Source organism: Bradyrhizobium sacchari, from assembly GCF_002068095.1.
GTDB classification, from domain to species: Bacteria; Pseudomonadota; Alphaproteobacteria; order Rhizobiales; family Xanthobacteraceae; genus Bradyrhizobium; species Bradyrhizobium sacchari.
Map to the genome: position 1 here is coordinate 220,640 of NZ_LWIG01000069.1, position 11,201 is coordinate 231,840.

Here is an 11,201-nt window from a genome sequence, read left to right on the forward strand (position 1 = left end):
GATAACTCTGTCCTGTTTTGACCAAAATTCATGCGCGGCGCGAGGAATCGCCGCAGTCCGCATGCAATCGTGGATGATTTCGGAAATGATTCAAGCGCGCGCGCAATTTTGCGCCAGCGCAGCCTCCGATCGGGACGGCGAAACAGATTTGACGCGTCCGCCGGCCCATTTTGCGCCTCGCAAACAGGCAGGCGTCCCGGTGAAGGGCCTGCGGTCCGGTGGCCAGGTCGGCGAAGATTACTTTTTTTTCAGACACTTGCCCCAAGACTTGCGGCCACAGGGCGCGACTGGGACATGTGACGTTGAGTTTGGGGTCTCGAAAAGCAAAAAGACGAAAGCGCAACGTGCTTGGTACGGCCGGCAGGCGGCCGCGCAAGCCGCGATTCGCGCGCGCCCCGCATCCGGCCGTAGAACACGCCGAGCTCGTGCAGAGCCGCGCGGAGACCGAAGCTGCCGTCGCCGAGGCGCGCAAATCGCATGAGCGGCTGCGCCAGGCCGTCGACCTCCTGCCGCAGGGCATCGTGATTCTCGACCCCGAAGGCCGCTACGTCCTCTGGAACAAGCAATACGCATCGATCTACAGCAAGACCGCCGATCTGTTCGCCGAAGGCGCGCGTCTGGAGGATACGCTGCGCGTCGGCGTCGCCCGCGGCGACTATCCGGAAGCCGCCGGCCACGAGGAAGAATGGATCGCCCAGCGGCTGAAGAAGCTCTACGAGCCCGGCAAGCGTCACGAGCAGACGCTGTCGGACGGCCGCGTCATCCTGATCGAGGAGCGCCGCACCGATGATGGCGGCGTGGTCGGCCTGCGCGTCGACATCACGGAATTGAAGCAGCGCGAGGCCTCGTTCCGCCTGCTGTTCGACGGCAATCCCGTTCCCATGATCGTCTGCGCGCTCGACGACGAGCGCATCCTCGGCGTCAATGACGCCGCAATCGCCCATTACGGCTACAGCCGCGCCGAATTCGAGAAGCTGACGATCAGAGCCTTGCAGGCCTTCGACAGCGAGCCGCCCTGGACCATCGACGTGACCGGCGAGGAACAGGCCGGCCGCACCTGGAAGCACGTCAAGGCCGACGGTGCCTTGATCGACCTTGCGATCTATTCGCGCGAACTGACATATGCCGAGCGGCCGGCGGTGCTGCTCGCGTTGATGGATATCACCGAGCGCAAGCGCGCCGAGGCGCGGCTCGCCTTCATGGCTCAGCATGACGGGCTCACCGGCCTGCCCAATCGCAGCCTGTTGCGCCAGCAGGTCGACGAGATGCTGCTGCACACGCGCCGCAGCGCCGAGAAGGTCGCGGTGCTGATGCTGGGCCTGGACAATTTCAAGGCGGTCAACGACACGCTGGGACATGCGATCGGCGACAAGCTGCTGCGCGGCGTCGCCAAGCGGCTACGCTCCACCTTGCGCGAGGAGGACGCGCTGGCGCGCCTCAATTCCGACGAGTTCGCGATCGTGCAGAGCGGCCTCGCCCGGCCGGAAGATGCGGCAGGACTCGCAAAGCGTTTGCTCGAGGCCATCTCCGATCCCTATCTGCTCGACGGCCATTCCGTGGTGATCGGCGCCTCCATCGGCATCGCGATGGCGCCGGGCGACGGTGATGATTCCGAAAAGCTGCTCAAGAGCGCCGACATGGCGCTGTCGCGGGCCAAGGCGGATGCGCGCGGCACCTTCGCTTTCTTCGAGGCCGCGCTCGACGCCAAGGCGCAGAGCCGCCGCAAGATCGAGGTCGAGCTGCGCGACGCGATCCAGAACGACGTGCTGCGCCCGTATTACCAGCCGCTGATCGACCTCCAGAGCGGCCGCATCACCGGCTTCGAGGCGCTGGTGCGCTGGCCGCATGCCGAGCGCGGCATGGTCTCGCCGGCCGAGTTCATTCCGGTCGCGGAAGACACCGGCCTGATCAATCCCCTCGGCGGGCTGATGCTGCGCCGGGCGTGCCTGGATGCCGCAACCTGGCCGGACGATGTCCGCGTCGCCGTCAACCTGTCGCCACTGCAGTTCCGCAGCGGCAATCTGCTCTCGATGGTGACGGACGCGCTGAAGCATTCCGGCCTGCCGCCGCGGCGGCTCGAGCTCGAGATCACCGAGACGCTGCTCTTGGAGAAGAGCGCGCAAGTTCTGGCGACGCTGCATGCCCTGCGCGCGCTCGGGGTGCGCATCTCGATGGACGATTTCGGCACCGGCTATTCCAGCCTCAGCTATTTGCGCAGCTTCCCGTTCGACAAGATCAAGATCGACCAGTCCTTCGTGCGCGATCTGGGAGCCAACCGCGAGGCGCAGGCGATCATCCGCTCCATCGTCAGCCTCGGCAAAGGCCTTGGCGTCACCATCACCGCCGAAGGCGTCGAGACCGAAGCCGAGCTCAGCTGCCTGCGCACTGAGGGCTGCGACGAGGGCCAGGGTTTTCTGTTCAGCAAGGCCCGGCCCAATATCGAGATCATCAGCCTGCTGCAGGCCCAGCGCGGCATCGACGCCGCCGACGAGGACGCAGCGCTCGTGGCGTGAGCTGATCCGCTTCACCTCTCCCCGCTTGCGAGGAAAGGTCGGAATGCGCGCGTGGCGCGGATTCCGGGTGAGGGGGTACAGGTCTCCCGACGATCTCACGTGTGGAGAGAGGTCCCTCACCCCAACCCTCTCCCCGTATGAACGGGGCGAGGGAGCGCACCGGTGTTGCCGCCGCCATCACCCTCCCGCCAAAATCGCCTTCCCCACATCCTCAAAATGCGTATCGCGCGCCTGGATCTGCTGCGCGATCGCATGCATGTCGCGGAAGCGCCGCTCGAACGGCTGGCTGCGGAACACCGCGGTGGCGCCGGCCATGTGATAGGCCGTGTCGACCACCTTCGATGACTGATGGATGGTCCAGGTCGCCGCCAGCCGGACTGCGCTGCGATGTGCCGCGCTGAACTCGCCGGTCGCGAGGAGATCGCGCCACATCGCGTGCGCCGTCGCATAGAGATAAGCGCGCGCGGCGCGCAAATCGCCCTCGGTGCGGCCGATCAGGCCCTGAACCGCCCCGTTGTCGCGCATGGCGCTGGCCGCGAGCGACGGATGCTTTGCGCGCGCCAGCGCGATGGCTGCATCCAGCGTGGCACGCGCGACGCCGAGCGAGACTGCGGCAAAGCCGAGACTGAACGCGGAGCCGGTGCCGATCCTGTAGAGCGGCCCCGTCTCGCGCAGCGCGGACGGCACGTCGCGAAACGCGGTGAAGCGCTCGGGAATGAAGAGATCGGTCACCTCATACGAATCCGTGCCGGTGCCGGCAAGCCCGATCGCCTGCCACACGTCGTGCATCGTCGCGCGCGCGACCGGAAACAGGATGGTGCGCACCTCCGGCGCGCCGTCGGCATGTCTGCGCGGCACACCATCCGAACCGACGATGCGGACATGCGCCCCCAGCCAGCTCGCCTGCCGCGAGCCCGAAGCGAAATCCCAGCGCGCCGTGACGCGATAGCCGCCCTCGACCGCGCGCGCCTCATGCGCAATCGCGCCCCAGGCGAGGATGCCGGGCGCGGTGTTGAAGATCTCCTGCGCGGTGTCGTGGTCGAGCCAGGCCGCGATCATCGCGCAGACACTGCATTGGCCGAGGCACCAGGCGGTGGAGGCATCGGCCTTCGCGATCTCCTCCAGCATCTGCATGAAGATGTCAGGCGGCGCTTCGGCGCCGCCGAGGTTTTGCGGCAGCAGCGCGCGATAAAGCCCGTTCTCGATCAGCGCGTTCACGACCGCCGGCATCAGCCGCCGTGTCCGCTCGATCTCGTCGGCTTCACGCGCAATCAGCGGCGCGAGTGCGCGGGCGCGTTCGACCAGGCCGACGCCGGGAGTTGCGTTCATGGCTGCGTTTCCTCGCCCATTCTGCCGTGAGCGGTGAGAGGCAATGGTGGTCTATTTGGCGAAGAGGATCAAGCCAGCAGGTGCGCAGCCGTTCGGCAGCCACCAGCCGTGGATCAATCCGCGACGTCAGGCGCGCTTCCCGCCGACCGAGATGAACGCCATGAGGCAAGGCTCCGGCAACGGGTTGCGCCAGCGATGGCGCGTTCCGTTCTGCACGACGCAGTCGCCTTGGCGTAGATGCACCTTTTGCCCGTCGTCCAGCTCCAATGTCATCTCGCCACGAACCACGACTCCGTAGTCAATGGTATCCGATGTGTGCATGCCCGGCGTGCCGCGCTCGAAATGATCTCCCATGCCGGGGATCTTCTCCGACATTTCTCTGAGCCCGCTCTCGAACGTGACGCCGGGCGGCGGCTTCCAGCCTTCGGGGCGCTTCGGCGGATACGAGATCAATCGAAACATGGTGCCCCCGGGGCCCGGAAAGGCTCTCGTTCCGCTCGCCATCGGATCGGGCTCGAGGCCGGTGAGAGCCGGCACTCCTTCGGTCATGTACAATTCATAGAAGGTCAGTCCGGGATTGGCGTCGATCTCCACCACCTCGGGGGTTACGTCGAATGACTTGAACACCGACTTGCCGGTTTCATCGCGGCCGGTCAGCACGCGCTTCGGCGGCGGCAAATCGCTCGAATCCTTTGCGTTGGCGGGATGTGATGCCCCGACCAGCGCACTGCCGGTGGCGAGGACGGACAGCGCCTGCAGCAGCTGTCGCCGATCCCCGCCTTCGAACCGTTCGGAACGATGCACCACCACGTTCCGGGATTTGTTCCTGTGCCGTTGCCACAAGCGCCGAAGCAAGCTGCTCATCCGCGTTCTCCGTGGTGACGTGTCGTCGGGCCCGCACACAGCTACCAGATGCGCCGTCCGCCTGCCAAGTTCGCCAGGGCTCAAGCCATCCTACGGACTGTGTCCGCCTGGCCGAGACCTGGCGACCAGCCGGCGGCTGCATTGAACCTGTCCGGCTTCCGGCGGCACCAACGGCGCGTAAGTCCCTGTAACCGCGACGAGAGAAGGCGCGATGAGGACCCTGAAAGCATCGATCTGTGTTGCAGTCACCGCGCTTGCCTTGAGCTTGTCGCTCAGTGCGCCGTCCTGGGGCCAGGAGGACGAGGCGGGCACGCTCACGCGGCAGATGAAGGAGCTTTATCGGGCCGGCAAGTACGCGGAAGCGCTGCCGCTGGCCCAGAAGTCCCTGGCGCTTCGCGAGAAGGAGTTTGGCCCCGATGACGCGCATGTCGCGATGCCGCTGAACGACCTCGGCACGATCCATTACAATCTCGGCCAATACGCCGTTGCCGAGCCGCTGTACAAGCGCGCTTTGGCCATCCGGGAGAAGACGCTGGGCCCGGATCATGCGGAAGTCGCCATGGTGCTGAACAATCTGGGCGATCTCTATCGCGCGGAAGAGCGCTACGCGGAAGCGGAGCCGCTGCTGAAACGATCGATCGCCATCGACGAGAAAGTGCTCGGCCCCGGCGATCCGTCGATCGTCCTGCCGTTGAGCAACCTCGGCGCCGTCTACAGCAGCCAGGGCCGGTACGATCAGGCCGAGCCGCTGTTCAAGCGGGGCCTGGCCGTGCTGCAGAAAGCGCTCGGCCCCGACGATCCCGAAGCCACGGTGCTGATGAACAATCTGGCCGATACCTACATCAATCGGCATCGCTATGCCGATGCCGAGCGGCTGCTGAAGCGGTCGATGGTGGTGACCGAGAAGGCCTTCGGCCCCGATCATCCCGATATCGCGCAGGCACAGAACAACCTGGCTGCGCTTTATGCGCGTCAGGGCCGCAACGCCGAGGCCGAGCAGCTGTTCAAACGGTCGGTGGCCACGTTCGAGAAAACCCTCGGTCCCAACCATCCGGATCTCGCCGGTGTCCTGGATAACCTCGCCGGTCTCTACAAGGATCAGGGCCGCTATGCCGATGCCCAGCAGGTCCTGAAACGGTCGATGGCCATTCGCGGCAAGACGAGACCGATCTGAGCAGGCCGGGAAGGCCGGTCGAGAGGTCCTTGGTGTGCGGATCATCGCGGACCGCGTTGAGGGGGGTATCATGACGAAGCATGCAAGACTGCTCGGAATTGTCGTCGCCCTGACGTGGCTCGGTTTGTCTGCCACAACGGCGGCCGGCGGCCCATCGAAGGACGTGTGGAGCGGCGCCTGGACCTTCGAAATGGACCGCCAGGACCGGCCTTGGCTCTTCTTTTCCGACCCGAATGGCAAAACGGTATTCCGCATCGGCTGCGGTTCGCATTTCGAGCTCGATGCGGTCTATCCGGGGGACGCGCCGAAACAGGACCACACCGAGGCCTCGATCACGATCGGCAACGGCAAGACGCAAATGGATTTCGCCGGCTTCACATACGCCGGTCCCGAGTCCTTCCCGCCGAACACCTCGATGTTCAACCAGCCGGACCTCGGGCATCCCGAGCTTGCCGAGGACAAATGGCGCGGGCTGGAAAACCGCGTCCTGGACCTTTTGGGGGCCGGACAGCCCCTGAGGGTCGCGGCCGAAGGCAAAAGCTACGTGCTGCCGCCGGTCAAGGCCCCGCGGTGGCGAGCGCGTTTTCAGAAGGTTTGCTGACGCCTGACGGCGAGCAGGCGGGTACGCGTCTTCCCATAGCGCATTTTTTCTCGCAATTGATGGTTCGACCATGTCGGCATCGACGTGTCTCGATCGTCCTTGGATGGACATGTCCCGAACGAGCGGTGCATGAATCCCGCCCAGGTGAATTGATGTCACCTCGAGCCGTTAAAACCGAACCGGAGCAATACCCATGAGGATCACCGTCGAAACCAGCGTTGCAGCCCCGATCGATCAGGTCTGGCGCGCCTATACGACGCCAGCCGACATCGTGAACTGGAATGCCGCGTCCGACGACTGGCATACGACCAGGGCGACGGTCGACCTGCGGGACGGCGGCGCCTTCTCCTCGCGCATGGAGGCCAAGGACGGCAGCATGGGCTTTGACTTCGCCGGCACCTACACGAAAATCGTCGAACACAAGCGGATCGAATATGCGTTCGGCGAACGAAAGGCCGAAGTCGAGTTCGTGCCCGGTCCGGACGGAATTGTCGTCCGCGTCGTCTTCGACAGCGAACCGACGCACTCGGTCGAGCAGCAGCAAGGCGGCTGGCAGGCGATCCTCGACAATTTCGCACGATACGTCGAGGCGAAGCGGAAGACGTTGTGAGAGGCGCGGAGCCTTCGTGAGGCGCGCGGAGCCCTGGCGGGCTCCGCGTCTTCGTCTCCGATCCGGTTGCGCAATGAAAGGATGGGTTGAGCTCTTGCGAACCCATCAACCTTGATCGTCGCAATCGGGTCGCCAACGGGGAAACCCACCCCGCCATCCGACGAGCTCTCAGATGACGGCTGCGGCCAGCAGGGAAGCGCCGCCAGCCGCGACCAGCACGAGTCCTGGCCAGTTCGATTTGATTCCGAAGCCGCTACCCGGCGCCTGAGGTTCCAGCGTGTCAAGTCCAGAGCGAAGCCGCTTGGTCCCGCTCAGCCGGCCTCGCCAGATCGGCTGAAATGCCATCTGGAGCACCCCGACGAAAACAAGGAGCGCACCAAGCCATATGAGGGTCATGCTCGTCTCCTGCATCAGTGAACGCCGGGAGGCCGCTCTCCGCGGAAGCCACCGCGCCGTCGAGAGGAATCCTGCTTACTCTTCGTCCGGCTCGCGCACGACCGGCGGTTCATCATCCGCGGGCTCGTCGTCGCCGTCTTCGTCTTCTTCATCCTCGTCTTCATCGGGATCTCGGGGCGGCATCGTGTTGCCCGCGATCACGAAGCGACGCCGGTCGATCAGCCCAGTAAATTCCTCAAGGAGATGTGGGGTCATGTTATTGCTCCTATCCGGAGGTTCTCACCGACCGGCAGGATATGGGCCGCTCATCTGCCTAACAAAGGCCGGCCTGGTGCGCGGTCCAATGGCGGAGCGGTCTAGCGAGGCCCGTCGAACGGGCGGGGTCCCGGTGCCGGCCTTCCATATCGAGCCGCTCGAGCGGAGTGCCGCGATTACCACCGCAATCCAAATAGTTGTACGGTGGCTGTTCCCGCTCGCTAATCATCAGGGACCTCCACTCTGACGTGGAAACGTCATCCAGCCCGGATGGTTCCTCAGGCGCAAACAGATTTCGAAAAATCGAAAGAGCGCAGTGCCGCCATCGGGGCGGTTGCTCTGCATGGGTTTCTTCGCGCTATGCCGGCCTCGGAGTCCGGGCCGGGCGGTCCCGAGCCTCGCCTCAGCTATCGACCTTCAGCGCGGCAATGGGCTTCCTGCGGGAAGTGAAGATACGCTTCTGCGCAACATCGGTTTTGAGGGTCTCAAAGTGGAGGGCCTCGTCCTCAATTTGGCCCTGCGCGCCGTTGATCTGCATCAACTCTGACCACAGCGGTGCTCTTATGCTCCAGTAACCACAGGAGTGTGCCGATGCCGGTGCAGGACCAATCCACGTATCGGGAGCGCCGCGCCGAGGGCATGTCCATGAAGGCCAAGGCCGGTCTGGTCCTGATCGGATTTCTTGCCATCGCCGCAGCGCTGCTGTTCACCGAGCACAGGGCGCACGTCCTCGGGCTTCTGGTCTGGCTGCCGCTCCTTGCCTGTCCGCTGATGCACGTCTTCATGCATGGCGGACATGGTCACCATCACGGCCGTGGCCAGCCGAATGATTCGAGGAGCGCGTGATGCACGATGCCGCGCCCGCCTACGGCCTGTGGAGTCTCGTCATCGTCAACTCGGCGGTCTTCATCCTGTTTGCCTACAGCTTCTTCAAGCCGCAGACCTCCCGCGACTGGCGCTCCTTCGGTGCCTTCAGCGCTTTCCTGGTCGCGTTGTTCGTGGAGATGTACGGCTTTCCGCTCACCATCTATTTCCTTTCCGGCTGGCTGCAGTCGCGTTACCCGAACGTCGACTGGTTCTCCCACGACGCCGGCCACCTGCTCGAGATGCTATTCGGCTGGACGACCAATCCGCACGCCGGACCATTCCACGTTCTCAGCTACATCTTCATCGCCGCCGGCTTCATCCTGATCTCTGTCGCCTGGGGGGTGCTGTACGAGGCGCAGCGGACGCGCTGCCTGGCCACCACGGGCCCCTACAGCTACGTCCGTCATCCGCAATATGTCGGCTTCGTGCTGGTGATGTTCGGCTTTCTGTTGCAGTGGCCGACGATCTTGACGCTGGCGATGTTTCCGGTGCTGACCGTCATGTACGTGAAGCTTGCCAGGGACGAGGAGCACGAGGCCCGGACCGAGTTCGGCGAGGCGTATGCGCGGTATGCTGCGCAGGTGCCGGCGTTCTTTCCCCATCTCGGTCGGCGATCCGCTCGGGGCTCTTCCGGCGGCTATCGTCTCGGCTGACCTTCGCGCAGGGAGATGCCGGCGAAGGGCACCGGCTTGAAAGGACGTCGATGAGTGTGCCCGTCTTCACCGCAAAGGCGCTGACCAAGACCTACGTCTCCGGCGAGGTGATGGTGCACGCTCTCAACGACATCGACCTCGACATCGCCGAGAAGGAAGTGGTCGTGCTGCTCGGCCCCTCCGGCAGCGGCAAGACGACGTTGCTCAACATCATAGGCGGCCTCGATCGGCCGACCAGCGGTCGGCTGCTGTTCCGCGATCTGGACCTGACCGATCTCGAGGACCGCGAACTGACGAAGTATCGCCGCGACCATGTCGGCTTTGTCTTCCAGTTCTACAATCTGGTGCCGAGCCTCACGGCCTACGAAAACGTCGCGCTGGTCACCGAGGTCGCCAGCAACCCGATGCGGCCCGCTGACGCGCTCGCCCTGGTGGGGCTCGAGGAGCGGATGCATCACTTTCCCGCCCAGCTCTCCGGCGGCGAGCAGCAGCGCGTTGCCATCGCCCGCGCGATCGCGAAGCGGCCGGCGGTGCTGCTCTGCGACGAGCCGACCGGAGCGCTGGATTCGAAGACCGGCATCCGCGTCATCGAGGCGCTGCTTGGCGTCAACCGGCAGCTCGGGACCACCACGGTCATCATCACCCACAACGCCAGCATCCAGGAGGTCGCCGACCGGGTGCTGTTCTTTGCCGACGGTCGCATCTCCCGCATCCAGACCAACGAGACCCGGCGGCAAGCCGCCGAGCTCACCTGGTGACGACATGAAGGTGCTCGACATCAAGCTGTTTCGCGACGTCAGGCGGCTCTGGGCGCAGGTGCTGGCCGTCGCGCTGGTCGTCGGTGGCGGGGTTGCGACGCTGGTGCTCGCGGTGGGCTCGCATCGATCGCTGGAGGAGACCCGGATCGCTTATTACGAGCGCTACGGCTTTGCCGACGTGTTCGCGCAGGTGAAACGCGCACCGAAAGTGCTCGCCGACAGGATCGGCGAGATTCCCGGCGTCGCCGCCGTCGACCCCCGCATCGCCAAGCTGGCGCTGCTGGACGTTCCCGGCTTCTCCTCGCCTGCCAGCGCACAGTTCGTTTCGCTGCCCGACAATGGCGAACAGCATCTCAATCGGCTCTACATGCGCTCCGGGCGGCTGCCGGAGCCGGGACGGACGGACGAGGTCGTCGTCAACGAGCCGTTCGCCCGGGCGCACGGCTTCTCGGAGGGTGCGCGGTTCTCCGCCATCCTCAACGGCAGGAAGCGCGAACTCGTCATCGTCGGCACCGCGCTGTCCCCCGAGTTCGTCTACACGGTCGGACCGGGCGACCTGATGCCTGATGATCGCCGCTACGCCATCGTCTGGATGTCGGAGAAGGCGCTTGCCGGCGTGTATGATCTCGACGGTGCCTTCTCGGCGGTCGCGGTCAAGCTGCAGCCGGGCGCCTCGGAGCGCGAGGTGGTCCTGCGGCTCGATGCCTTGCTCGATCCCTATGGCGGGCAGGCGGCCCACGGCCGCAAGGACCAGACCTCGCACGCCTGGCTCGACCATGAGCTCGACATGCTCAACAACATGAGCCGCACGCTGCCGCCGATCTTTCTTCTCGTCGCCGCCTTCCTCGTCAATCTCACCTTGACCCGGCTGGTCGCGCTCGAGCGCGAGCAGATCGGCCTGCTGAAGGCGCTGGGCTATTCCGACAGCAGCATCGTGCTGCACTATTTCAAGTTCGTCGCCTTCATCGTCGTGATCGGCGTCGTGCTGGGCGGCGTCGCCGGCACCTGGCTCGGGCTGCGCGTCACCGCCCTGTTCGGCGACTTCTTCCACTTTCCGTTCCTGGTGTTCGCGAAGGCGCCGGACCTGTATCTCACCGCAGGCGCGCTCAGCGCGGCGGCTGCGGCGATCGGCGCGTTCCGGGCGCTGCGCGAGGTGGTGAAGCTGCCGCCCGCCGTGGCCA

Annotated in this window: 13 protein-coding genes; 8 read left to right on the forward strand and 5 right to left on the reverse strand. The window is 65.0% G+C overall.

Annotated features, from left to right (window positions below; translation table 11 throughout):
- The first annotated feature begins 344 nt into the window (after nucleotides 1-344).
- Entirely contained in the window at nucleotides 345-2,513 is a 2,169-nt protein-coding gene (locus A5906_RS40685) for a putative bifunctional diguanylate cyclase/phosphodiesterase (RefSeq protein WP_080140661.1), read from the forward strand.
- Between the two features lie 177 nt (nucleotides 2,514-2,690).
- On the opposite strand, the gene A5906_RS40690 is transcribed toward A5906_RS40685, so the two are convergent.
- Both A5906_RS40690 and A5906_RS40695 read right to left on the reverse strand, forming a co-directional pair.
- Nucleotides 2,691-3,842, reverse strand: a complete 1,152-nt coding sequence (locus A5906_RS40690) for an acyl-CoA dehydrogenase family protein (protein WP_080140662.1) — start codon at nucleotides 3,840-3,842, stop codon at nucleotides 2,691-2,693.
- Nucleotides 3,843-3,968: 126 nt separating this feature from the next.
- Complete coding sequence (locus tag A5906_RS40695) at nucleotides 3,969-4,790, reverse strand: cupin domain-containing protein (protein ID WP_245327152.1); 822 nt, start codon at nucleotides 4,788-4,790, stop codon at nucleotides 3,969-3,971.
- 127 nt (nucleotides 4,791-4,917) lie between these two features.
- On the opposite strand from A5906_RS40695, the gene A5906_RS40700 reads away from it, so the two are divergent.
- From A5906_RS40700 to A5906_RS40710, 3 genes are all read left to right on the forward strand, one after another.
- Nucleotides 4,918-5,880: a tetratricopeptide repeat-containing protein gene (locus A5906_RS40700; RefSeq protein ID WP_080140663.1), complete on the forward strand. Its 963-nt coding sequence runs from the start codon at nucleotides 4,918-4,920 to the stop codon at nucleotides 5,878-5,880.
- Nucleotides 5,881-5,914: 34 nt separating this feature from the next.
- Nucleotides 5,915-6,481, forward strand: coding sequence for a hypothetical protein (locus A5906_RS40705; RefSeq protein ID WP_245327153.1), 567 nt, complete (start codon nucleotides 5,915-5,917; stop codon nucleotides 6,479-6,481).
- 193 nt (nucleotides 6,482-6,674) lie between these two features.
- Nucleotides 6,675-7,091: an SRPBCC family protein gene (locus A5906_RS40710; RefSeq protein ID WP_080140665.1), complete on the forward strand. Its 417-nt coding sequence runs from the start codon at nucleotides 6,675-6,677 to the stop codon at nucleotides 7,089-7,091.
- A 168-nt stretch (nucleotides 7,092-7,259) separates the two neighbouring features.
- Here A5906_RS40710 and A5906_RS40715 read toward each other — a convergent pair whose 3' ends face one another.
- The 3 genes from A5906_RS40715 to A5906_RS46080 all read right to left on the reverse strand — a co-directional run bounded on the left by A5906_RS40715 (nucleotide 7,260) and on the right by A5906_RS46080 (nucleotide 8,280).
- Nucleotides 7,260-7,487 carry a hypothetical protein gene (locus tag A5906_RS40715; protein WP_080140711.1) on the reverse strand — a complete coding sequence of 76 codons (228 nt, stop codon included), beginning with the start codon at nucleotides 7,485-7,487 and terminating at the stop codon, nucleotides 7,260-7,262.
- A 75-nt stretch (nucleotides 7,488-7,562) separates the two neighbouring features.
- Entirely contained in the window at nucleotides 7,563-7,742 is a 180-nt protein-coding gene (locus A5906_RS40720) for a hypothetical protein (RefSeq protein ID WP_080140666.1), read from the reverse strand.
- A 403-nt stretch (nucleotides 7,743-8,145) separates the two neighbouring features.
- A complete protein-coding gene (locus tag A5906_RS46080; RefSeq protein ID WP_283807761.1) occupies nucleotides 8,146-8,280 on the reverse strand; it encodes a hypothetical protein in 135 nt (44 codons plus the stop codon).
- Between the two features lie 53 nt (nucleotides 8,281-8,333).
- Between A5906_RS46080 and A5906_RS40725 the strand changes: the two genes are divergently transcribed.
- The 4 genes from A5906_RS40725 to A5906_RS45900 all read left to right on the forward strand — a co-directional run.
- A complete protein-coding gene (locus A5906_RS40725; RefSeq protein ID WP_080140667.1) occupies nucleotides 8,334-8,588 on the forward strand; it encodes a DUF2933 domain-containing protein in 255 nt (84 codons plus the stop codon).
- Entirely contained in the window at nucleotides 8,588-9,262 is a 675-nt protein-coding gene (locus tag A5906_RS40730) for a methyltransferase family protein (protein WP_080140668.1), read from the forward strand. Before A5906_RS40725 ends, A5906_RS40730 begins: the two co-directional genes overlap by 1 nt.
- A 50-nt stretch (nucleotides 9,263-9,312) precedes the next feature.
- Nucleotides 9,313-10,020: an ABC transporter ATP-binding protein gene (locus A5906_RS40735; protein ID WP_080140669.1), complete on the forward strand. Its 708-nt coding sequence runs from the start codon at nucleotides 9,313-9,315 to the stop codon at nucleotides 10,018-10,020.
- A gap of 4 nt (nucleotides 10,021-10,024) precedes the next feature.
- Nucleotides 10,025-11,201 (forward strand): ABC transporter permease (locus A5906_RS45900; RefSeq protein WP_245327154.1); only part of this gene is annotated, 1,177 nt, incomplete at its 3' end.

What these genes read in the sequence shown, in the direction of transcription:
- A5906_RS40715 (WP_080140711.1), bottom strand. Translation starts at nt 7,487, where the DNA reads ATGACCCTCATATGGCTTGGTGCGCTCCTTGTTTTCGTCGGGGTGCTC.
- A5906_RS40730 (WP_080140668.1), top strand. Translation starts at nt 8,588, where the DNA reads ATGCACGATGCCGCGCCCGCCTACGGCCTGTGGAGTCTCGTCATCGTC.
- A5906_RS40700 (WP_080140663.1), top strand. Translation starts at nt 4,918, where the DNA reads ATGAGGACCCTGAAAGCATCGATCTGTGTTGCAGTCACCGCGCTTGCC.
- A5906_RS40690 (WP_080140662.1), bottom strand. Translation starts at nt 3,842, where the DNA reads ATGAACGCAACTCCCGGCGTCGGCCTGGTCGAACGCGCCCGCGCACTC.
- A5906_RS46080 (WP_283807761.1), bottom strand. Translation starts at nt 8,280, where the DNA reads ATGCAGATCAACGGCGCGCAGGGCCAAATTGAGGACGAGGCCCTCCAC.
- A5906_RS40710 (WP_080140665.1), top strand. Translation starts at nt 6,675, where the DNA reads ATGAGGATCACCGTCGAAACCAGCGTTGCAGCCCCGATCGATCAGGTC.
- A5906_RS40720 (WP_080140666.1), bottom strand. Translation starts at nt 7,742, where the DNA reads ATGACCCCACATCTCCTTGAGGAATTTACTGGGCTGATCGACCGGCGT.
- A5906_RS40735 (WP_080140669.1), top strand. Translation starts at nt 9,313, where the DNA reads ATGAGTGTGCCCGTCTTCACCGCAAAGGCGCTGACCAAGACCTACGTC.
- A5906_RS40725 (WP_080140667.1), top strand. Translation starts at nt 8,334, where the DNA reads ATGCCGGTGCAGGACCAATCCACGTATCGGGAGCGCCGCGCCGAGGGC.